This is a genomic window from Rhizobium sp. SL42 (genome assembly GCF_021729845.1).
Classification (GTDB): domain Bacteria; phylum Pseudomonadota; class Alphaproteobacteria; order Rhizobiales; family Rhizobiaceae; genus Allorhizobium.
The window spans coordinates 242737-264653 of record NZ_CP063397.1 but is presented as its reverse complement, the minus strand read 5'-3'; the positions used below and the strand labels follow the sequence as shown (position 1 = coordinate 264653).

Genomic DNA, 21917 nt, shown 5'->3' with positions numbered 1-21917 from the left:
GTTTTCACGACAGAAAGCAGTCGCATGAGTGTCGCCATGACGAAGCCGATGCCCCGGCCGGGGATCCTGGATATCGCCGCCTATGTGCCCGGCAAGGAACATGCGCCGGGTGTCGCGCGCGTCTTCAAGCTGTCGTCGAACGAGACGCCGTTCGGACCGAGCCCCAAGGCAATCGAGGCCTTCGCCGCCGCGGCCACCAGCCTGGAAAAATATCCCGACGGCCAGGCCCGGGCCTTGCGCGAGGCGATAGCCGAGGTGCACGGGCTGAACGCGGCCAACATCCTTTGCGGCAATGGCTCGGACGAATTGCTCGGCCTGCTCTGCCATGTCTATCTCGGCCCTGGCGACGAGGGCATCGTCACCGAGCACGGCTTCCTGGTCTACAAGATCCAGATCCTGGCAGCGGGTGCCACACCGGTGGCGGTGAAGGAGACCGACTGCCGCGTCGACGTCGACGCGATCCTTGCGGCCGTCACGGACAAGACCAAGATCGTCTTCCTCGCAAATCCGGGCAATCCGACCGGTACCTATGTGCCGCTGAGCGAGGTGCGCCGGCTGCATGCCGGCCTGCCGCCGCATGTGATCCTGGTTCTCGATGCCGCCTATGCCGAATATGTCCGCCGCAACGACTACGAGGCCGGTATCGAACTGGTCTCCGGCAACCGCAATGTCGTGATGACGCGGACCTTTTCCAAGGTCTACGGGTTGGCGGCGTTGCGCATCGGCTGGGCCTATGCGCCAGCCGAGATCATCGATGCGCTCGACCGGGTGCGTGGGCCGTTCAACATCAATGCGCCGGCGATGGCGGCCGGTGCGGCGGCGATCCGCGACCAGGCCTTCACCGCCCGGTCGGTCGCGCATAACCTCGACTGGCTTGCCCGGGTGTCGGAGGCACTGACCGCGCTTGGCCTGACGGTCACGCCATCGGTTGCCAATTTCATCCTCATTCATTTTCCGGACGCCGATGGCAAGCGCGCCACCGATGCGGATGATTTCCTTACCAGTCGTGGCTTCATCCTGCGCGCCGTGCGGGCCTACGGTTTTGCCAATGCGCTGCGCATGACGATCGGTAGCGAAGAAGCCAATAACGGCGTCGTCAAGGCGCTCACGGAATTCATGGGACGTGGCTGATGTCTGAAATCCTGTTCAATCGCATTGCCCTGATCGGTATCGGCCTCATCGGTTCGTCGATCGCGCGCGACATCCAGAAACTGGGACTGGCACGGGAGGTGGTGATCTCGACGCGCAGCGCCGAGACACTGAAACGGGCCGAAGAACTCGGGCTCGGAACGTCATATACGACGTCGGCCGCCGAGGCGGTCGGGGATGCCGACCTGATTATCGTCTCGGTGCCTGTCGGTGCATCGGGAGCTGTGGCACAACAGATCGCGTCCAGCCTGAAACCCGGCGCGATCGTCACCGATGTCGGTTCGACTAAGGCTTCGGTGATTGCGCAGATGGCGCCGCATTTGCCGGAAGGCGTGCATTTCATTCCGGGTCATCCGCTGGCCGGCACTGAAAAATCGGGTCCGGATGCCGGCTTTTCCGGCCTGTTCAAGGGCCGCTGGTGCATCTTCACGCCGCTGCCCGGCACCGATGCGGATGCGCTGGCGCGTCTGGGGGGCTTCTGGCAGGCGCTCGGATCGCGTATCGACGAGATGGACCCGCAGCATCACGACAAGGTTCTGGCGATCGTGTCGCATCTGCCGCATATCATCGCCTATAACATCGTCGGTACCGCGGATGATCTGGAAGCCGTAACGGAGTCCGAAGTCATCAAGTATTCGGCCTCCGGTTTCCGTGACTTCACCCGCCTCGCGGCGTCCGATCCGACCATGTGGCGCGATGTCTGCCTGCACAACAAGGATGCGATCCTGGAAATGCTGGCGCGGTTTTCCGAGGATCTTGCCTACCTGCAGCGGGCGATCCGCTGGGGCGAGGGCGACAAGCTGATCGAGCTGTTCACCCGGACGCGCGCCGTGCGCCGCTCGATCATCGAGGCCGGCCAGGATGTCGACGTGCCGGACTTCGGCCGTCATACGCTCGACAAGTAGCGTTTTTCGCCTTGCCGCCTTGCCCTTGCCGCTCCTGTCTCAAAGGGGCGGTATCGTGCCGAGCGGGATGAACCCGAGCGATGCGACCCCGTCTTGGATGGTGATTTCGGCAGAGCCCCTGTCCTGGCCGAAGGAGACGACGGCAAGCACCCTGGCCACGTCGTCGAATGTATCCTTCATGTCGGGATAGGCGACACCAAGCGCCTGGTTCCAGGCTTTGATACCTTCAATTTCGGCGCGGATCTGACCGGAAATCAGCCCGTCATCGCCGACCGAAAACGGGCCGCTCAGGGTCAGCACACGGCCTTCGCCCAGATCCGTGACAAAGCGTCGGATCTCGCCCTTGGTGCCGTAAAGTCTCTGGCTATGCGCCAGGGCCGGCTGCAGCAGGCCGCCGCGTTCGGCAAATGTCACGTCGATGCTGGCGGATGCAGGCGGCAGGCCGACCGGGTTGCCGCCAATTGCCAGCACCGCGTCGCGGACCAGGGCCGCGTAGTCAAGATCGCCAGCATTGCCCCTGATGTGGCTTTCCGCATGCGGAGCCGTCAGCTCGAGCTTCAGCGGGCTGACCGTCGAGATCAGTTGCGCCTTCAGGTCACGGATTTCGAGGGAACTGCGCTGCAGGCCGGACAGTGTCGCGTTGAAGCTCGAACGCAGGTCTTCCCATTCGATCGTGGAATGGAACCCCAGGGCCGAGCGGATTTCGGCAGGACCGTCCAGTTCCCAGACGACATGGCCGGGCGCATAGATCTGGGCTGCGGCCCGCACGGCGCCGAATGAGGCGGAGATGCCCTGGTAGTTGTCGTCGAGCGACAGACGGTCGCAGTTCAGCCGGAAGCGGAAGGGATAGCCACCGATCCGCGGCTGCTCGCAATTGGCGGTGATGGCGGCCGGATTGCCGCCTTCGAAGAAGGCAACGATCTGTCGGCGCAGGTATTCGGCGGCAAAATACCAGGCGACGCTATAGACAGCGATGAACAGGACGATAAAAACGCCGAGACGAAACACCTTGCGGCTTGTGGCGCTTGCGGGCGCTGTGGACGGCGTTGCCATAAGTTGCTCCTGAGTGACGATCAAATCCTGAGTAAGTGGATTGGCCTGCGATATGGACGAATTTTGGGTCTTTGGCTACGGATCCTTGATGTGGAACCCCGGCTTTGCTTTCGAAGAACGGGTTCAGGCTCGCCTGACCGGCTATCGGCGGTCCCTCTGCGTGCGTTCTTGGGTACATCGCGGGACCGAGGCGCGCCCAGGCCTAGTGCTGGGCCTCGATCGCGGCGGCTCCTGCCGCGGCATTGCCTTTCGCATCGATCCCCGGGCGTGGCCGGACACGCTTGCCTATCTGCGCGAACGGGAACTTGTCACCAATGTCTATCTCGAACGCACCGTCCGGCTGCGCTTCGATGACGGACGCCAGGTGACCGGCCTGACCTATGTGGTCGACCGGGCGCATCCGCAATATGGCGGGGCCGTCACGGTCGAAGAGGCGGCACAGATCGTTGCCAGCGCGGTTGGCCAGTCTGGTCCGAACCCGGCCTATGTGGCGAACACCGCCGCCCATCTGCGCGAAATGGGCATTCGCGACCACTGGCTGGAAGGTGTGGTCGCGGCGATCGAGGCGATCGGTCAGCCGGGCTGACGTCCAGCCCGCGCTCTCGTCTTTCGGTGTTTCAGCTTGTCTGCAGTTCCGCCAGGCGCTTCACCGCCGTCGGCGGCAGCGGCACATGCGGGTTGTCACGCGCGGTTTCGATCAGCAGCTCGTCGCTGGCGGCCTCGAGGCGTTCCATCAGTGTGTCGAAGAACATGTCCGGATCGAGACCCGGCTCGATGGCCGGCAGGATGCGCACCTTGAAATGACCGGGATAACGCTGGAACTTGCGACGTGGCCAGAACAGGCCGGGATGCATGGCGACCGGTACGACGGGTACGCCGAGATCGCGATAGAGGCGGGCAATGCCGTATTTATATTCCGGCGTCGCCCCGGGCGACCGCCGTGTGCCCTCCGGGTAGATGATCAGCTGGCGGCCGTTGCGCATCTCGCTCTTGGTGCGCTCGATCACTTCGGCCATCACCTTGCCCTTGGCGCCGCGGTTGACCGGGATCATCCGCTGTTTGGCGACATACCAGCCGAAGACCGGGATCCACATCAGTTCGCGCTTGAGGATGTAGACCGGATCGTCGAGCCAGGGCAGCAGGGCGAATGTATCCCAGAAAGACTGGTGCTTCGGGGCCAGGATATAGCCGCCCTTCGGAATGTTCTCGAGCCCCTCGACGGTGAAGGTCGTGCCGACGATCGTCTTCAGCAGCCAATGCGAGGAACTTGCCCAGCCCTTCGGCACCCAGAACGCAGTCTTGCGTGGCGCGAGAAAATAGAAGGGCGACAACAGGATCATGCGAAGGATCATGTTGGTGTAGAAGGCCGTATTGAACAGGATGGAACGCAGGGTGATCATCAGGTCGTTTCCGTGGACAGGCGAAACGTCCCTATCGTAAAACACGGCCGAGCAAAAGCCGGTCGGCGGGGAATTACTCAGCTCTCGTCGGCCGGGTCGGCGATTTCTCCCGACGAGCGCAAGCCGGGGCCGACACTCCAGCCGATGATACCCCGGGCATAGGCAATGACGCTCTTTGCATATTCGGCCAGCATGGTTCTCAGCGCATCCGGCTCGCGGTACCAGGCCCGCGTCTTCAGGTCGGCATTGACCACGGGATAGCCGATGAACTCGGTCACCTTGTCCGAACGGCGCAGCTCCATCAGGCTGCGGGCCATGTGATAGTTACTGGTTACCACCAGAACCGACTTGTAGCCGCGATCGCGGATCCAGTTTGCCGTCTCGTTGGCATTGCCGATCGTGTCGATCGCGGCGTAGCCGATATCGATGCAGCAGGCGAACAGTTCGGGTGACGTGCGCGTGGCACGGCGGATCTGGCCGGCCGTGGTCGAGGGGTTGACGCCGGAAATCAGCAACCGTCCGCCATATCCACGTTTCAGGAGATCAATCGCCTGGTCGATCCGCTGGTAGCCGCCGGTCAGCACGACGATCGCGTCGGCCTTGACGTTTTCCGGCGGGCGCAGCGTGGTGACGCTGTCGGCAAAATGCAGGAAGCCTGCGACGAGAAGGGCTGCACAGAGCAGGACGAGCAATCCGCTGTAGCGGAGGAACCGGCGCAGGAGACCACGACGCGCAAACAGGCCGCGGCCCGACGTGTCGGGCCGATCCCCTTGAGACGGTTGGTTTCGGGTCATCCGGTCCATGCTCATTGTCCGTGAATAGCGCGGATTCTCCACACGGAACAGGCGGCTTTAAGGCAAGTCAACAAGCTTCCTTGACGATTAATCGTCCATAAGTCCATCGGTTCGCGCCGGATCGGAACGAATGAGGTCGATCTCGTAGATGGTGCGCATCACGGTCAGGCGGGCGGTGATGGTGGTCAGCAGCGCAATCACGATCATCGTGGCAAAGATGCCGAGATAGCCGGTCCAGCCGATGGTGAAGGTGCCGAACAGTGCCGTTGCCTGATCGCTTTCCGGCGTGGCCATCGACCGGGTCTGCCAGAAATTGGCTGCGGCGAACAGGCCGGCCGCGAGCAGGCCGCCGGCGGCCGCACCCTTCAGACTGATCTTGAGGAAGTGCTTCTGGAACTCCTGGGCGACGAAGGTGCTCTCGGCGCCGACGAAATGCAGCACCTCGATAATGTGGCGATTGCCCGATAGTGCGCCGCGGGTGGCAAAGACCACCGTCAGCACCATGGCGGTAAACACCAGGATCAGCACGCCGGAACCGATCAGCACGGTGGTGCGTGCCATCTGCACGAGGCGGTCGACCCAGGTGCGGTGATCGTCGAGAAAGGCTTGCGGCACTTCGACCTTCAGCAGGTCGCGCATCGAGGCGAAATCGGGCGGGTTGCTTTCGTCGATGGTGATGACGATCAGGCGCGGAACCGGCAGGTCTTCGAGATTGAGGCCGGTGCCGAGCCAGGGCTCGAGCAGGCGGGCCGTCGCATCATCATCCATGATCCGGCCGTCGCGCGTGCCGACGAAGGTCAGCGCAAGATCGCGCGCCTTGACCAGGGCAGCCCCCATGTCGAGCCCGTCCTCCGGCTTGATCTGGATGGTGACCTCGCGGGAAATCTGGCTCTGCCAGCCAGCCGCCGTTGCCCGCACCATCGACACGGCACCCAGCGTCAGGCAGGCCAGAAAGGCCATGATGGCAATGACCACCATCAGCGCATTGCCCTGGATGTTGGAGGGCGGCAGGATCGGCCCGGTCGGCCTGACGGTCATTTCGACCCGGCGCTTCTGTGTCTTGTCCGGCTGCTGCGGGGTGTTGGTTCCTGTCTCACTCATAGATGTCGAGCCGCCCGTCGGTGAGGATCATGCGGCGCGCATCGACCTGGTCCATCAGGGCCAGATCGTGGGTGGCGATGACGACGGCCGTGCCGAGCCGGTTGAGTTCGAGAAACAGGCTCAGGAGCCGGCGGGCCATTGGCGGATCGACATTGCCGGTCGGTTCGTCGGCGAGCAGGATTTCCGGCCGGTCGATCAGGGCACGGGCGATGGCGACGCGCTGTTTCTCGCCGCCCGACAGCACGGCCGGCAGCACGTTGATGCGCTCGCCGAGGCCGACCCATTTCAACAGTTCGATGACGTCGCGCCGGTAGCTGCCCTCTTCCTTGCCGCGCACGCGGAGCGGCAGCGCGACGTTTTCGTAGGTGGTCAAATGGTCGAGCAGGCGGAAATCCTGGAAGACGATGCCGACGCGGCGGCGCAGCATCGGCAGTTCACTGCGGGGAATGCGGGTGATGTCGCGGCCGAAGCTCTGGATGATGCCGCGCGTCGGCTGCAGCGACATGAACAGCAGGCGCAGCAATGTCGTCTTGCCCGCACCGGACGGGCCGGTCAGGAACTGGAAGGAACTCTTGGGAATGTCGAAGGTCAGGTCGCGGAGGATCTCCGGTCCCATTCCATACCGAAGGCCGACATTTTCAAAGTGGATCAACGGCTGGGCCCAGTCTGACGTGTCCGAGGTCTGGGGCTCGTAAACGAAGATCGTCAACGGCCGGTAAACATGCCCGCAAAACGGCAGCCGGATGGCCGATATTTTCGAAGCATTAACCATTTGAATTTACGTCTGGAGTGGATTCGTTTCAACTGCCGAGTTTCGGGTATCCGGAATTGGCTGTGCGAAAGGTACGGCTGAGATGAACGCCTTCCGTTTCCAAAAGCAGGCAGCAGCCCCGGACCAGGATCTGCTGCCGCCAGACCGGGCGCGCCGCCGCATCGAGCGCCAGCATTTCCAGACGACCCATGAGGTCGTCGATGCCCATTTCGTCGTGGTGCGCGATCCGCCGCAGAGAGCCAAATTCCAGGCGGCTTCGGCGACGAGCGCTCCTGTTGCCCAGGACTTCCTCGCCGGCCTGAAGACGGTGCTGCGCAGCGCCGAGCACCATCTGCAGCGGCTGTCCGATGTCAGCTTCGCCCTTCTGGTCGCCGGCTGCTTTGCCAGCATCTTCGGCATCGCGGGACAGCTCTATTCAGGTTCGGGCTCGACCGATGCCGTGGCCAACCCGCTCGACATCACCCATGTCAGCCTGACCCCGCAATTCAGCAACGGCATGCAGGTCCTGTTGCTCAATGCCATCGTCGAAAACCGGTCGGACGATACCGTCAGCCTGCCGAAACTGAGGGCCGATCTGCTGATCGGCGGACAGGTCATCGCCAGCACCTATATCGACGCGCCGGTCACCGATCTCGATGGCGGCCACAGCCGCGGGGTTGCCGCAAGGCTCCAGCATCCTGGTGGAAAAATGCCGGAACTGCGGCTTTCCTTCGAGGATCCGGGTGTCTCACCTTCGTGACTGTGCTAAGGGCTTGCCTTTCCGGCCGTCTCAGGCTGCCGGGCTGAGGGCCGAAACCGGCCGATCATGAAGGAGAAGTCCATGCCCGTCGTCCGCGGCAAGAATATCGAACCACTGTTCACCGCCGTACAGATCGCCGAGCGCAATCACGAGCTCGCAGCCGATATCATGAAGGGTCCCTGCGACGATCTTCTGGTGATTTCGGTGCTCAAGGGCTCGTTCATCTTCGCTGCCGATCTCATTCGTGCGTTGCATGACGTCGGGCTCGCGCCGGAGGTCGAATTCATCACGCTGTCCAGTTATGGCACAGGCACGGTGTCGCAGGGCGTGAAGATCATCAAGGACATCGACAGTGACGTGAGGGGCCGCAATGTGCTGCTCATCGACGACATTCTCGAGTCCGGCCGCACGCTGTTGTTCGCCAAGGAACTGATGTACGAGCGCGGTGCCGCAAACGTCACGATTGCTGTGCTTCTCGACAAGAAAGTGAAGCGGAAAGAAGTGTTTGAGGCTGATTTCGTCGGCTTCGAATGCCCCGATTACTTCGTCGTCGGCTACGGCATGGACGTTGCCTATGCCTTCCGCGAACTGCCCTATGTCGGCGTGGTGACCGGCGACGCCTGAGGCGTTTCGTTTCGCGACATCTGGCCGTCGTTCGCTGACCGCTTGTTAACCATGGCGCGGGACCGGGTGTCCCGCGTTTACCTCTCGACAAGGAAACTCTGTTGATTTGCCCCGACGGGCATGAAAACGGATCGCGGGAGTTGAATGCAATCATGGCGAGAATCTTGATCACCGAAGACGAAGATTCGCTGCGCACCTTCGTCGCCCGCGCCCTGCGGCTCGACGGCCACGAAACCAGCGAAGCGGCCGATGGGGAAGAAGGTCTCGCCCTGCTCTGCGAAGAACCGTTCGATCTGCTGCTGTCGGATATCCGCATGCCGGTCATGGACGGCATCGAGCTTGCCCACCGGGCCTCGTCCAATTTTCCGGACCTGAAGATCCTGCTGATGACTGGCTATGCCGAACAGCGCGAGCGGGCAGACGATCTGGCATCGAAGATCATCGATGTGGTGCCGAAGCCCTTTGCGCTGACCGATATCCGCGCCGCCGTGGCCAGCGCCCTGGCCGGCTGACGCACTCTGGCCGGCAGACCCGCACGTTCGGGCTCCTGCCGGATCTCACTTGACCTCATTTGATCTCACTGGATTTCGAGCAAGCGCTCGAGATACCGTCGCTCCAGTTCCGGGCTGGAGTTCTGGCCGAGCTTTTCGCGGATGGCCTCGAGAATTTCGCGCGCGCGCTGCACGTCGATCTCGTCCGGCACCCTCACTCTTTCGCCGAAGTCCGGGCCCGACGTCGCGCGGGGGCGGCCGAGCGGATCACGGCCGTTCTGGTTGCCCTGGCCCATCTGCTGGCCTTCGCCCTGCTGACCCTGCATGGCCTGCATCATCTGCCCCATCATGTCGCGTGCACCCTGGCGCAGCGCTTCGAGCGCGCGGCCCTGGCCCTCCACGGCGCGGTCGCCCTGGCTCTTGCCCAGAGCCTCGCCGGCACCCTTCATTTCGCTTTGCGCCTGGCCGAAGCCCTCACCCGGTTCGAGGCCGAGGCCCTTGAGGCCTTCCTGCAACTCGCCGAGTTGCTTGCCAAGGCCCTCCTGCTGCTGGCGCAGGTTCTTCAGCGCCTCGCGCAGCTGCTCGGCGGTCATCTGGTCGGTATCCTGCCCGCCTTGCTGCCCCTGCTGGCCCTGTTCGCCCTGGGCCTGCGGATCCTGCTGCGGTTCGCCGTTTTCACCCTCTTCGCCTTCGCCCGGGTCGCCGCGCTGCATGCGGTCCCGCAGGGCCTGATCGAGCTTGAAGGTCTCGTCCATCAGCCGCTGCTGCTGCTGCATGATTTCGCCGAGCTTGTCGATCTGCTTGCGCGCCTCGCTGTTCTGCTGCTCGCCGCCGCGCTGCGGGCGTCCGGCCTGCATGTTGTTCATCATCCGGCTCAACTCGTTGAGCAGCTGGCGCGCCTCGTCCTTGTTGCCCGAACGGGCGAGGTTTTCCAGCTGGTCGAGCAGGTTGTCGAGATCCTGCTGGCGCACGGTGTTCTGGGCGCTCTGCTGCTCGCCGTTCTGGTTCTGCATGCGCTCGGCCATGGCGGTCATGAAGTCCTGCATGGCGGCACGAAGCTCGTCCATCAGCTTCTTGATTTCCTCGTCCGGGGCATCGCGATCCAGCGCGTCTGCCAGGTTCTTCTGTGCGTCACGCAGCCGCTTTTCGGCCAGCGACAGGTCGCCGTCCTCGATGCCGAGCGCGATCTCCCACAGATAGTCCGCCGTCTCCTGCAGCGCCTCGGTGCCCTTGGCCTGCTGCATGCGGGCACGGGCCGATTCGATCAGCAGGAAATGGGTGAGATTGGGAATGGTCTCGTCGGCGCGAAGGGTGATCGCTTCGTTCAGCGCAATGGCCCGAGGCATGGCGCGGGTGTCGAGCGAAAAGACCTGCCGCTGTTCGGCAACGGCCGCTGCCAGCTTCTCCGAGAAGTTTCGCGATGGCAGGATCATTTCCACCGGCGGGCTGCGGCCGACCTGTCCTGCGCCATCGGTGGCGACGAGCGTGATCGACACCCTGGCGCCGGCCAGGGGATGCTCGGTGATGTTGCGGCTGGAAACACCCTTGGTCTCGCGCGCATTGTGTCGCGGCAGGTCGAGCTTGTAGTCCGGCTGCGGATAAAGCGGCGTGGCGCCGGGCTTGGTCTCGAGCGGTACGATCTCCGCATGGGCCTTCTGCAGGCCGTAGTCGTCTTTTGCGGTGAAGGCGATTTCCAGAGCGCCGTTGATGGCGCGGCGCGGCGTGCCGTCGAAGGCGATCTCGGGTGCCTTGTCCGGTGTCACCTGAATGGTCCACTGGCGCTGGCCAACACGCAGCTGGCCTGCCTCGGCCAGTTCCAGTTCGTGGGTGCGGGCGGCCGGCGGCGCAGAAGGCGCAGGTGGTTGGTCGCCCGACGGTTGCGCAGCGGACGGTGCGCCCGCCTCTGCCTCTTGCTTGGCCGCCACCTCGACGACCGTGCCGTCGGCTGCCTTGCGGTAGAAGACCTTCTCGTCGGCGGCCCCACCGCTGATGCGAACGGTGATCTTCGAATGTTGCGGCACACTGACGCCGTTGTCGTCCTGGGTGCCGAGGCCCGACAGGAAGACGGGTGCCTGGCCGGTATAGGCCGGCGGCGTGATCCAGGCATCGATGCGCATGTCCGGCGTCTGGCTCTCGGCCGCATGCTGGCGGAAGGCATCGGCGATCGTGCCGGCGCCGTTCGAGCCGGAATAGGCAAGCGCTGTCACGAACAGCAGTGCCGGGATCGCACGCAGGGCATAACGGTCGAAGCGGGCGATATCCGGCTGTGGCAGGCCGGTGTCGAGGGCGGCAATGCGCTCGGCCATGCGGCGCTGGTGTTCCTGCCAGAGTGCACGGGCAAACGGCGTCTCGAAGGCGGGTTCGTCGTCCTGCACCGCGACCGGCTGGTGAGGCAGGCCGTTGCGCTCTTCCAGCAGCCGGTCGGCTTCACCGGATGTCGGCAGTCTCAGTCGCAGGAAAGGCAGCAGGCAGCTGACGAAGGCGAAGATCAGGACAAAGACCAGCGCCAGGCGCAGATATTCAGGGAGTTCGCGATAGACGCCGAACCAGGCAAGCGAAACGAAGAGGGCGGCAATGCCGGCGACCGGGAGAAACAGCGGCAGAAGACGTTCGGCAAACAGCACCAGCCGTGCCAGCAGGCGCTTGAAACCAACCCGGCGCGCGAGAGCAGGATCTGTCTTGAATGCGCCTTTCCGTTGGCCGGCCGGGCGGGTTTGCGGCATCCGTCAGGTCTCCGAGTGCACAGGCCATCGCATGACGACCCCAAGCCTGAAAGATAGCAGGCTTTGTGGCGAAGACGAGGGCGAGGCAGGAAAGCCGGTGGATTTTCCCGCGATATCGCTGAAATGTGAACGGCAGGCCAATCGGGTGCGTCGGAAAACGGATCGCCCGGATCAGTCGAGCCAGCCGGGGACCGAGTCGAGCGCGATCAGCTCTTCATAGCTCGGGCGTGGGCGAATCACATGGAATTCGCTACCCTTGACCAGCACTTCCGGGATCAGGCGGCGGGTGTTGTAGGTGCCGGCCTGGACCGCACCATAGGCACCGGCCGAACCGACCGAAAACAGGTCGCCGGGCTTCGGCATGCTCATTTCCCGGTCGAGCGCCAGATAGTCGCCGGTCTCGCAGACCGGACCGACGACGTCGGCGCGAATGCGCGGCGCACTGGCGGCCGACAGGATCACCGGGCGGACCTCGTGATAGGCCTCGTAGAGCGTGGGGCGGATCAGGTCGTTCATCGCCGCATCGACGATGACGAACGTCTTGTTGCCGCCGTCCTTCACATAGATCACTTCGGTGACCAGAATGCCGGCATTGCCGACAAGCAGGCGGCCGGGCTCGGTAACGATCTTGCAGTTCAGGCTGGCCAGCTGGTCCTTGACGATCTTGGCATAGGCGTCCGGTTCCGGTGGCGGATTGTTGTCGTCCTTGTAGGGAATGCCAAGGCCGCCGCCGACATCGACATGGTCGATGGCGTGGCCGTCGGCACGCAGGGCCTCGACCAGCTCGCGCAGCAGCCGGAAGGCATCCTCGAAAGGCTGAAGATCGGTGATCTGGCTACCGATATGCATGTCGATGCCGCTGACTTGGATGCCTTCGAGGGTGGCGGCGCGGGCATAGACGGCGCGGGCGCGCTCGTAGGAAATGCCGAACTTGTTTTCCTTCTTGCCGGTCGAGATCTTGGCATGGGTCTTGGCGTCGACATCGGGATTGATGCGGAAGGAGACATGGGCCCGCTTGCCGGCCTTGATGGCGCGCTGGTTGAGGATCTCCAGTTCCGGCTCGCTTTCGACATTGAAGCAGTAGATGCCGGCTTCAAGCCCGAGATCCATCTCGCTCGGCGTCTTGCCGACGCCGGAAAACATGATCCGCGATGCCGGAATGCCGGCGGCCAGCGCACGGCGCAACTCGCCCTCCGAGACCACGTCTACGCCTGCGCCGAGCCGGCCGAGCGTCTTCAGCACGGCCTGGTTGGAATTGGCCTTCATCGCGTAGCAGACCAGCGCATCTACGCCGTCGAACGCTTTGGAAAACACCTTGTAGTGGCGCTCCAGCGTTGCGGTCGAGTAGCAATAGAACGGCGTGCCGACGGCGCGGGCGATCTCGGGAATGGCCACGTCCTCGGCATAGAGGACGCCGTCGCGATAGTCGAAATGGTTCACCGGGAAAGACCTGTCAAAGGAGCGGATCGAGGAGGAAAGGCGTGTCGGATGTCGCTTGCGGCTTCGAGTCGCGCTTGTTCTGCTGGTCGACCGGCGTGCTCGGCGGATCGAGGTCGCCCTTGCGGCCACAGCCGGAAAGCGCAAGCGTTGCAGCCAGCAGCAGAGATACGGCGATCGTCGGGCGTGTCAGCGTTTTCACCATGATCCAATCCATCGAATTATGTCTTCCAAACGCTCTAGCGAAAAACAGGGCGCTTGTGCACCCTGATTCTCGTGATGAATACCTGACGCCTGCGTGATCGGTCGCTTGATCAGCTTGGGTGTTCGGGTGATTGTCGGTCGCACCGTTAGTTTCTGGCGCGCCACCAGGCGATCTGTTTCCTGACCTCGGACGGTGCCGTCCCGCCAAAGCTCCGGCGGCTGGCAACCGATGCCTCGACCGTCAGGACGTTGAAGACGTCGGCTGTTATCGCGGCGTGGATGCCCTGCAGGTCTTCGAGCGAAAGCTCAGCCAGGTCACAGGTCTTGCTTTCGGCCAGCGCCACGGCGCGGCCGGTGACATGGTGGGCGTCGCGGAAGGGAAGGCCTGCCTCGCGCACCAGCCAGTCGGCGAGATCGGTCGCGGTCGAGTAGCCGGAACCGGCCGCCGCCTTCATGCGGTCGGTGCGGATGGTCATGTCGCGGACCATGCCGGTCATGGCGGCGATCGCCAGTTCAAGGCTTTCGGCGGCGTCGAAAACCTGTTCCTTATCTTCCTGCATGTCCTTGGAATAGGCGAGCGGTAGACCCTTCATGATGGTCAGGAGGGCAATCAGCGAGCCGTTGATGCGGCCGGTCTTGGCGCGCACCAGTTCGGCCGCGTCCGGGTTCTTCTTCTGCGGCATGATCGACGAGCCGGTGGAAAACGCATCCGACAGGCGGATGAAGCCGAATTGCGGTGTCGACCAGATGACGATTTCCTCGGCGAGGCGCGACAGGTGGGTCGCGGCGATCGAGGCGATCGAGAGGAATTCGAGTGCGAAGTCGCGGTCCGATACTGTATCGATCGAGTTGCGCGTCGGCTCGCGGAAACCCAGCGCCTTGGCGGTCATGTGGCGGTCGATATTGTAGCCGGTGCCGGCAAGGGCGGCAGCGCCGATCGGGCTTTCGTCGAGATGCTCGATGGCGTGGCGGACGCGCTGGCGGTCACGGCCGAACATCTCGACATAGGCCATGCAGTGGTGGCCGAAGGTCACCGGCTGGGCTGTCTGGAGATGGGTGAAGCCGGGCATGACCGTGTCGGCATGCTCTTCGGCGCGGTCGAGGAAGGCGGCGATCAGGCCGGTGAGCATGCTTTCCGTCTTCTGCAGCTCTTCCTTCACCCAGAGACGGAAGTCGAGCGCCACCTGATCGTTGCGCGAACGGGCGGTGTGCAGACGGCCGGCGGCCGGGCCGATCAGGTCGGCAAGCCGCGCCTCGATGTTCATGTGGATGTCTTCGAGCTTGCGCGAGAAGACGAATTGTCCGGCCTCGATCTCTGACAGGATCGTGTTCAGCCCGTGAACGATCTTGTCTTTGTCTTCCGTGCCGATGATGCCTTGATGCGCGAGCATGGTCGCATGCGCTATCGAGCCGCGGATGTCCTGGGCGTAAAGCTTCTTGTCGAAACCGATCGAGGCATTTATCTCCTCCATGATGGCTGCCGGGCCGGAGGCGAAGCGACCGCCCCACATCTGGTTGGAGGATTTGGTGTCCTTGATGTCCTCGGCCATGAAATGCCTATCCTGGAGAATGACATGACTGAAAAAAGACCGTCCGGCCTCTTCCCCGTCAAGCTGGTTGCGATTGCGGCGATTGCCGGCGTAATCGCCGGCGCGGCAGCGGTATACGTGAAGCAGACGGTGTCTGGCAATGGCGCGGAGACCGCGGTTGCCGGACAATGCGAGGGTTCCGTCGCCCGCGCGGCTGCCCTCAAGCCGTATCTGACCGGTGATGTGGCGGCGATGGTGCCGGTCGATGCGCCGAAACTGATCGAAGGCCTGTCGTTTAGCGATGCGGCCGACACGGCGATGACGACGGCCGATTTTGCCGGCAAGACCGTGCTGCTCAATCTCTGGGCGACGTGGTGCGTGCCATGCCGGGAGGAAATGCCGGCGCTGAACAACCTGCAGAAGGCGGTCGGCGGCAAGACGTTCCAGGTCCTGGCGATCAATATCGACAATGGCGACGCCGAAAAGCCGAAGACCTTTCTCGATGAAACCGGCGTCGATGCGCTCGGGCTTTACCGCGATGCCAGCATGGGTGTCTTCAACAGCCTGAAGAAGCAAGGCCTCGCCTTCGGCCTGCCGGCGACGCTTCTGATCGACGGCAAGGGCTGCCTGCTCGGTTCGATGAACGGCCCGGCCGCCTGGGACAGTCCGGATGCCAAGGCGCTGATCGCGGCTGCGGCGGGCGCCTGACCGCGAAATTCCTACCTCTGGACGATGGCAGGCTTTGCGTTATTCTCTCCCTGGTTGTGCGGCGAAAGCAGACGCGTTCTGCCAGACGCATCGGAGAGGATAGGCCACTCCGACCAGGGCGATGGCCTCGCCGGGCAATCGGAGGGTGAGCTATGTGGCCAAAACCATTTAGCATCACGTTTATTATACGAAAAACCCGCACGAGCTGGCAGGCAATCGTGCGGGTCAATTTCAGATAACAAACAGAAGGGCGGGCGAAAGCTCGCCCTTCACTCCACCAATATAATCCTCAATGCCTCGATCAGCAAGGCGCGCAAGGTCAGCGCGTCGGAACCGGCACTTCGCCGCGATAGTCGTAGAAGCCGCGGCCGGACTTGCGGCCGAGCCAACCTGCCTCGACATATTTGACCAGCAGCGGGCAGGGGCGATATTTCGAATCCGCCAGCCCGTCATGCAGCACCTGCATGATCGACAAACAGGTGTCGAGGCCGATGAAGTCGGCCAGCTGCAGCGGGCCCATCGGATGGTTGGCGCCGAGCTTCATCGCCGTGTCGATCGCCTCGACCGAGCCGACGCCTTCATACAGCGTATAGATCGCCTCGTTGATCATCGGCAGCAGGATGCGGTTGACGATGAAGGCCGGGAAGTCCTCTGCCACCGTGATCGTCTTGTCGAGCGAGCGGACGAAGGTCTTTGCCGTCTCGAAGGTGTTCTCGCCCGTGGCGATGCCGCGCACCAGCTCGACCAGCTTCATCACCGGGACCGGGTTCATGAAGTGGATGCCCATGAAGCGTTCCGGCCGGTCGGTCGCAGAAGCGAGCCTCGTAATCGACAGCGACGAGGTATTGGTGGCCAGCAGCGCTTCCGGCTTCAGGACCGGGCAGAGCTGGGCAAAGATCTTGCGCTTGACGGTCTCGTCTTCGGTGGCGGCCTCGATCACGAGGTCGGTGGCGGCCATGTCGTTGATGTCGCTCGAGCCGGAGATCAGCGCAAGCGCTGCCTTGCGTTCGTCTTCGGTCAGCTTGCCGTTGGCGACCTGGCGGGCGAGATTGCCGTGGATCGTGGCAAGGCCGGCCTCGATGCGCTCCTTGGCGAGATCGTAGATCTGGACCTTGTAGCCGGCGATGGCCGAAACCTGGGCGATGCCGCAGCCCATCTGGCCCGCACCCACCACGCCTACATTGGTGATCGTCGTCGTCATCCCGCTCTCCTACCCATCGACTTAACTGTTCATCGTCAAAGTGCCGCCATCGCATGAATGCACTTCAGCGCAAAAATGCACTTCATCATGAAAATGCCGGGCTCGCCTTCGCGAGCCCGGCAATTGATAGACCCATGCCGGGTGTTTTTCCAGCCCTTTCGCGGTTGCGAAGGGCAGCGGCTCAAAGCGCCTTTTCAAGCTCCGGCAGGGCTTCGAAGAGATCGGCGACGAGGCCGTAGTCGGCCACCTGGAAGATCGGCGCTTCCTCGTCCTTGTTGATCGCAACGATGACCTTCGAATCCTTCATGCCGGCAAGATGCTGGATGGCACCCGAAATGCCGCAGGCGATGTAGAGCTGCGGGGCGACCACCTTGCCGGTCTGGCCGACCTGCCAGTCGTTCGGGGCATAGCCGGCATCGACCGCGGCGCGCGATGCGCCGACGGCGGCGCCGAGCTTGTCGGCCACCGGCAGGATGACCTGCTGGAATTTTTCCGACGAACCCAGTGCGCGACCACCGGAGATGATGATCTTCGCCGAGGTCAGTTCCGGACGGTCCGAAGAAGACAGCGCGTCCGAGACGTGTGTCGACAGGGCCGGGTTGGCAACGGCTGCGATCGTCTCCACGGCCGCGGACCCGCCTTCGGCAGCGGCGGCAAACGAGGCGGTCCGCACCGTGATCACGCGTTTCGCGTCGGTCGACTGCACGGTCTGGATGGCGTTGCCGGCATAGATCGGACGCTTGTATGTATCGGCGGACACCACTTCGATAATTTCCGAGACCTGCATCACGTCGAGCTGGGCCGCCACGCGCGGCAGGACGTTCTTGCCGACCGACGTGGCCGGCGCGATGATCGTGTCATAGCTGCCGGCAAGCGAGACGATGAGGGCTGCCAGTGGTTCCGCGAGGTTGTTGGCAAGGCTTGCATCGTCGGCGAGCAGGACCTTGGTGACGCCCGACAGCTTGGCGGCCGCATCGGCGGCTGCCTTGGAGCCGGCGCCCGCGACCAGCACGTGCACGTCGCCGCCGATCTTGGTGGCGGCGGTCAGTGCCTTGGCGGTCTGGTCGGACAGCGTTGCGTTGTCATGTTCTGCCAGAAGAAGAATGGCCATTTTCGTAATCTCCTATCCGTTCCGCTTACAGCACGCCGGCTTCGTTCTTGAGCTTGTCGACCAGTTCGGCGACGCTCTTGACCTTGACGCCGGCCTTGCGGCCCGACGGTTCCTCGGTCTTCAGCACCTTCAGGCGGGCCGTCGTGTCGACGCCGAAATCGGCCGGCGACTTCTTGTCGAGCGGCTTCTTCTTCGCCTTCATGATGTTCGGCAGCGACGCGTAGCGCGGCTCGTTGAGGCGAAGGTCGGTGGTGACGATCGCCGGCAGCTTGACGTCGATGGTCTGCAGGCCGCCATCGACTTCGCGGGTCACGGTCGCCTTGTCGGCGCCGAGGTCGAGCTTCGAGGCGAAGGTCGCCTGGCTCCAGCCGAGCAGGGCCGACAGCATCTGGCCGGTCTGGTTGCTGTCATCGTCGATTGCCTGCTTGCCGGTGATCACCAGGCCCGGCTGTTCGGCTTCGACGACGCCCTTGAGGATCTTGGCGACGGCGAGCGGCTCGACGGCATCATCGGTCTCGACCAGGATGGCGCGGTCGGCGCCCATGGCCAGCGCCGTGCGCAGCGTTTCTTCCGCCTTGGCCGGGCCGATCGACACGACGACCACTTCCTCGGCCTTGCCGGCTTCCTTCAGGCGCAGTGCTTCCTCGACGGAGATTTCGTCGAACGGGTTCATCGACATCTTGACGTTGGCCAGCTCGACGCCGGTGCCATCCGGCTTCACCCGGATCTTCACGTTGTAGTCAACAACCCGCTTTACGGTCACTAGGATTTTCATGGGTTCCTTCCTTCACTGCTTTCCGCCGGAAAATGCGCTTGAAAGCGGTCCGCCGTTTGTCGATTGGCGACATCGATACGCATTTTTTGTCCAAACACAACGCCTGACGCCGATTGCCGCGCCATTGGCAACCAGCATTAATTGACGTTGACGTTCACGTCAATAAGTCTGGCGGCCGGCGACGTTCATCGTCCCCAGTGGGTGGTTCTGGGGGTGGTCCTGGCCGAGGGCGACGCGGGCGCCCGTGTCGCCGTCGGGTCAACGGTTGCGGCCGCAGGGATTTCCAGGTGCTCGACCGCGCGTGGCGTGACGATGGTACGATCGAACAATGGCACGCCCGGGCGGCGCAAGACGAGCACCAGCAGGGCGCCGGCGATGATGCCGCCAACATGGGCGCCAAAGGAGACATTGCTGTCGGCGTTGAACAGCAGCATGAAAAATTGCTGGCCGATCCACAACGCCAGCGGAATGAAGGCGGGCAATGGCAGCGGGAACCGCATCAGCACCAGCACCCAGACGCGCACCTTCGGATGCAGCATCAGATAGGCCGCGACCACGCCGGACACGGCCCCGGACGCGCCGATCAGCGGCGCCTGAGAGGTCGGGGCAAGCAGTCCGTGCACCAGCGCACCGGCTGCGGCGCAAACGAGATAGAACAACAGAAACCGCCAATGCCCGAGTGCATCCTCTACATTGTCGCCAAACACCCAGAGAAACAGCATGTTGGAGCCGAAATGCAGCCAGCTTGCGTGCAGGAAGGCGTAGGTCACATAGGTGCTGTCTTCCGGTACCAGCACCAGCGAGGGATCGAGATCGGCGAAGTCGAAGACGACGGCCGCAATGAAACCCAGGCCGTAAATGCACATTTCCAGCAGTTTTTCCGGCATCATAAGGGTCAAAACATGGATCGCCACATTGGCCGCGATCAGCCCCAGCGTCACATATTGCCGTTTGATGTGCTTGAGCGCGTTGCGGTCATGCAATGGAATAAACATCGTGCCTCATCGCGCCTGGCTTTTCGGTTGGCAACCAGCCTAGCCGATGTGTGATGTGCGCAACAGGGGTCTGCAAGGCATTGTCGCGTTCCGCATCCTGCCCTCGGATTGAGACGGACCTGCAAGAATCTGAACCGCCAAATCATGCCACGCGAATGAGGACAGAATTTGCGCCTGGATCCTCGGGTCAAGCCCGAGGAGGACGGACAGCGTAGGGGGGCACGTTGGTGATCTCTGTCGTCTCCTCGACTATTCGCGACCTCGGGTCATCCTCGGGCTTGACCCGAGGATCCAGTCGCAGGGATTGCAGCGGAACGGGGCATTTTTCGTCAAACCACCGCAAAACCCGCCTCGCGCGGGGATGACTTTTGCAAATCCCCCAACGTTTTCAATAAAACACATCCCATTTCATCCCCCTTGTTTTGAGCTGTGCCATACTCTCCCCGTTCCGCTTTCGGATACACCGGGTGTTGCGAGCCCGGCGAAGCGGAACCGGCGCCGGGGGGCGCGGCTGTCGCTGGCCAGATCCTCCGGGCCGGATGCAACGGTCTCCCTCTGGTGGAGGGGATGGAAGATGGCGACGGCCCCGGATCGGTTGCCGCCGTGTCGAGATCCCCACAGCCATCGGACGTGCCTCAGCGGCACACAAACAAGGCGCCGGATCTGGCTGATTGATCGAGTGATTGATTGATCGGGTCCGGTGACAAAGACGGCGGGAGCTGCGGTCGGAAATGACCCGCTCCCCGGGCGAGGGTCAGGTCGGGATGTGCGCACATCCGCCGGGAACCTGAAACCTCCCGGGCACCCGGCCAGGACGTCTCAACGAGACGTTTGGGACCCCAGCCCGGTTGACGGTGAAACGTCAAGTTTCGCCGGCCAGAGCCGCCTTGCCAGAGAGACGCATGCAACCGGCAAAAATCGCCGAACGGGGCGCCGGAAGGAGCCACATACTAAACTTACAGAGGTTGCTTCTGGCGCCCTGTCCGAGACTGCCATCCCCCCCGGAGGAGGACAATCCGACCGGTCAATTGGCGTGGGATTTTTGAAGTTTTGGGATGAGGATGAAGGGTGGATGATCGAGGATCGAACCGTGTAGGTCGCCTTCCCTTACCCGCAGCAGCCAGCGCCAGTTCGCCCCCCTCTGTCGGCTCCGCCGACATCTCCCCCACACGGGGCGAGATCACCGAGACCGCAGTGCAAGGGAGAGAATGGTGAGCTCAGCGCAAAAGCAAAAGCAACCGAAAGTAAGGTGTTATCGGTCTTTCACTCGTTTCGGTTTGGCGAGCGGCCAGCCCCAATCCGATCTCCCTCCTTGTGGGGGAGATGCCCGGCAGGGCAGAGGGGGTATTGCTAGGGCACAGGGAGAAACAAAGTTACAGACCCCAGATGCACCGATACCCCCCGGAATACCTGCATTTACCGGTTCTTCCCCGGCACCCACAGCACATCAGCCTGGCCGTCGTTGTTGGCATGGCGGGCGGCGACGAAGAGGAAGTCGGACAGCCGGTTGATGTATTTCAATGCCGGGCCACCGACCTCTTCGCCCTCGATGCGCGACAGATCGACCATGATGCGCTCGGCGCGGCGTGCGATGGTGCGGGCAAGATGCAGGTGGGCGGCAGCGGGCGTGCCGCCGGGCAGGATGAATGATTTCAGCGGATCGAGGCGCGCATTGACCGCGTCGATTTCCTGCTCGATGCGATCGACCTGGGGCTGGATCATCCGCAGCGGCTCGTAACTCAGCACTTCGCCGGTGTCGGGAGCGGCAAGATCGGCGCCAAGATCGAACAGGTCGTTCTGGATGCGCATGAGCATCGCGTCGAGTTCGGGCAGATCGACCGTGTGCAGGCGGGCGATGCCGATGGCAGAATTGGTCTCGTCGATCGTGCCATAGGCCTCGACGCGCAGGTCGTGTTTCAGGCGGCGTGGACCGGACACCAGGGCCGTGGTGCCGTCATCGCCGGTGCGGGTGTAGATCTTGTTGAGCTTGACCATCTGTTTTCTCAGCGTCCGCCGCCTGTGACCCACAACGTCAGCATGATCAGCGCAATGGCGATCGCCTGCAACACGATGCGGGCCTGCATCAGCTTGTTCGAGGTATTGCCGCTGCCACCCTTGAGCATGGTGAAAAGGCCGCGCATCAGGACGATCACGACGAGGCCCATGACGATCAGGGTAAGCGTAGTAAGGAAGGCTGACATGGCGT

At 63.0% G+C, this 21917-nt stretch carries 22 protein-coding genes; 7 read left to right on the top strand and 15 right to left on the bottom strand.

Going from position 1 to position 21917, the window contains the following annotated elements; genetic code table 11:
* The first annotated feature begins 24 nt into the window (after positions 1–24).
* Together hisC and IM739_RS01120 are read left to right on the top strand one after the other, a co-directional pair.
* Positions 25–1131, top strand: a complete 1107-nt coding sequence (gene hisC, locus IM739_RS01125; RefSeq protein WP_237369446.1) for a histidinol-phosphate transaminase — start codon at positions 25–27, stop codon at positions 1129–1131.
* Positions 1131–2054: a prephenate/arogenate dehydrogenase family protein gene (locus tag IM739_RS01120; RefSeq protein ID WP_237369445.1), complete on the top strand. Its 924-nt coding sequence runs from the start codon at positions 1131–1133 to the stop codon at positions 2052–2054. Before hisC ends, IM739_RS01120 begins: the two co-directional genes overlap by 1 nt.
* 39 nt (positions 2055–2093) lie before the next feature.
* On the opposite strand, the gene IM739_RS01115 is transcribed toward IM739_RS01120, so the two are convergent.
* Complete coding sequence (locus IM739_RS01115) at positions 2094–3107, bottom strand: DUF2125 domain-containing protein (protein ID WP_237369444.1); 1014 nt, start codon at positions 3105–3107, stop codon at positions 2094–2096.
* 52 nt (positions 3108–3159) lie between these two features.
* Between IM739_RS01115 and IM739_RS01110 the strand changes: the two genes are divergently transcribed.
* The gene (locus IM739_RS01110; protein ID WP_237369443.1) at positions 3160–3693 is read left to right on the top strand and encodes a gamma-glutamylcyclotransferase; all 534 of its coding nucleotides are present in this window, start codon (positions 3160–3162) and stop codon (positions 3691–3693) included.
* Positions 3694–3724: 31 nt separating this feature from the next.
* On the opposite strand, the gene IM739_RS01105 is transcribed toward IM739_RS01110, so the two are convergent.
* From IM739_RS01105 to ftsE, 4 genes are all read right to left on the bottom strand, one after another.
* Positions 3725–4507, bottom strand: coding sequence for a lysophospholipid acyltransferase family protein (locus tag IM739_RS01105; RefSeq protein ID WP_237369442.1), 783 nt, complete (start codon positions 4505–4507; stop codon positions 3725–3727).
* A gap of 77 nt (positions 4508–4584) precedes the next feature.
* Entirely contained in the window at positions 4585–5310 is a 726-nt protein-coding gene (locus tag IM739_RS01100; RefSeq protein WP_442981077.1) for a YdcF family protein, read from the bottom strand.
* A 78-nt stretch (positions 5311–5388) separates the two neighbouring features.
* Positions 5389–6339 carry a cell division protein FtsX gene (locus tag IM739_RS01095; protein WP_442981113.1) on the bottom strand — a complete coding sequence of 317 codons (951 nt, stop codon included), beginning with the start codon at positions 6337–6339 and terminating at the stop codon, positions 5389–5391.
* A gap of 55 nt (positions 6340–6394) precedes the next feature.
* The gene (gene ftsE / locus IM739_RS01090; RefSeq protein WP_037075196.1) at positions 6395–7054 is read right to left on the bottom strand and encodes a cell division ATP-binding protein FtsE; all 660 of its coding nucleotides are present in this window, start codon (positions 7052–7054) and stop codon (positions 6395–6397) included.
* Positions 7055–7256: 202 nt separating this feature from the next.
* On the opposite strand from ftsE, the gene IM739_RS01085 reads away from it, so the two are divergent.
* From IM739_RS01085 to IM739_RS01075, 3 genes are all read left to right on the top strand, one after another.
* On the top strand, positions 7257–7913 hold the full coding sequence (locus tag IM739_RS01085) for a hypothetical protein (RefSeq protein WP_237369440.1): 657 nt from the start codon (positions 7257–7259) through the stop codon (positions 7911–7913).
* An 81-nt stretch (positions 7914–7994) separates the two neighbouring features.
* Entirely contained in the window at positions 7995–8537 is a 543-nt protein-coding gene (hpt, locus tag IM739_RS01080) for a hypoxanthine phosphoribosyltransferase (protein ID WP_237369439.1), read from the top strand.
* Positions 8538–8689: 152 nt separating this feature from the next.
* On the top strand, positions 8690–9049 hold the full coding sequence (locus IM739_RS01075; RefSeq protein WP_237369438.1) for a response regulator: 360 nt from the start codon (positions 8690–8692) through the stop codon (positions 9047–9049).
* Between the two features lie 65 nt (positions 9050–9114).
* Here IM739_RS01075 and IM739_RS01070 read toward each other — a convergent pair whose 3' ends face one another.
* From IM739_RS01070 to argH, 4 genes are all read right to left on the bottom strand, one after another.
* The gene (locus tag IM739_RS01070; RefSeq protein ID WP_237369437.1) at positions 9115–11751 is read right to left on the bottom strand and encodes a TIGR02302 family protein; all 2637 of its coding nucleotides are present in this window, start codon (positions 11749–11751) and stop codon (positions 9115–9117) included.
* A gap of 171 nt (positions 11752–11922) precedes the next feature.
* Complete coding sequence (lysA, locus tag IM739_RS01065) at positions 11923–13191, bottom strand: diaminopimelate decarboxylase (protein WP_237369436.1); 1269 nt, start codon at positions 13189–13191, stop codon at positions 11923–11925.
* 13 nt (positions 13192–13204) lie between these two features.
* Entirely contained in the window at positions 13205–13393 is a 189-nt protein-coding gene (lptM, locus tag IM739_RS01060) for an LPS translocon maturation chaperone LptM (RefSeq protein ID WP_237369435.1), read from the bottom strand.
* Between the two features lie 145 nt (positions 13394–13538).
* Positions 13539–14942, bottom strand: a complete 1404-nt coding sequence (gene argH, locus IM739_RS01055) for an argininosuccinate lyase (RefSeq protein ID WP_237369434.1) — start codon at positions 14940–14942, stop codon at positions 13539–13541.
* 24 nt (positions 14943–14966) lie between these two features.
* Between argH and tlpA the strand changes: the two genes are divergently transcribed.
* The gene (tlpA, locus tag IM739_RS01050; RefSeq protein WP_237369433.1) at positions 14967–15629 is read left to right on the top strand and encodes a thiol:disulfide interchange protein TlpA; all 663 of its coding nucleotides are present in this window, start codon (positions 14967–14969) and stop codon (positions 15627–15629) included.
* Positions 15630–15948: 319 nt separating this feature from the next.
* Here the strand turns inward: tlpA and IM739_RS01045 are convergent, their stop codons facing one another.
* The 6 genes from IM739_RS01045 to IM739_RS01020 all read right to left on the bottom strand — a co-directional run bounded on the left by IM739_RS01045 (position 15949) and on the right by IM739_RS01020 (position 21912).
* Positions 15949–16830 carry a 3-hydroxybutyryl-CoA dehydrogenase gene (locus IM739_RS01045; RefSeq protein WP_007607424.1) on the bottom strand — a complete coding sequence of 294 codons (882 nt, stop codon included), beginning with the start codon at positions 16828–16830 and terminating at the stop codon, positions 15949–15951.
* A 181-nt stretch (positions 16831–17011) separates the two neighbouring features.
* Positions 17012–17941: an electron transfer flavoprotein subunit alpha/FixB family protein gene (locus IM739_RS01040; RefSeq protein ID WP_237369432.1), complete on the bottom strand. Its 930-nt coding sequence runs from the start codon at positions 17939–17941 to the stop codon at positions 17012–17014.
* Positions 17942–17966: 25 nt separating this feature from the next.
* The gene (locus IM739_RS01035; RefSeq protein WP_113142569.1) at positions 17967–18716 is read right to left on the bottom strand and encodes an electron transfer flavoprotein subunit beta/FixA family protein; all 750 of its coding nucleotides are present in this window, start codon (positions 18714–18716) and stop codon (positions 17967–17969) included.
* Between the two features lie 185 nt (positions 18717–18901).
* A complete protein-coding gene (locus IM739_RS01030) occupies positions 18902–19711 on the bottom strand; it encodes a rhomboid family intramembrane serine protease (protein WP_237369431.1) in 810 nt (269 codons plus the stop codon).
* A gap of 1416 nt (positions 19712–21127) precedes the next feature.
* Positions 21128–21706 (bottom strand): cob(I)yrinic acid a,c-diamide adenosyltransferase, encoded by a 579-nt coding sequence (locus IM739_RS01025; protein WP_237369430.1) that lies wholly within the window; start codon positions 21704–21706, stop codon positions 21128–21130.
* Between the two features lie 8 nt (positions 21707–21714).
* On the bottom strand, positions 21715–21912 hold the full coding sequence (locus IM739_RS01020) for a twin transmembrane helix small protein (RefSeq protein WP_159951617.1): 198 nt from the start codon (positions 21910–21912) through the stop codon (positions 21715–21717).
* Positions 21913–21917: the final 5 nt, after the last annotated feature.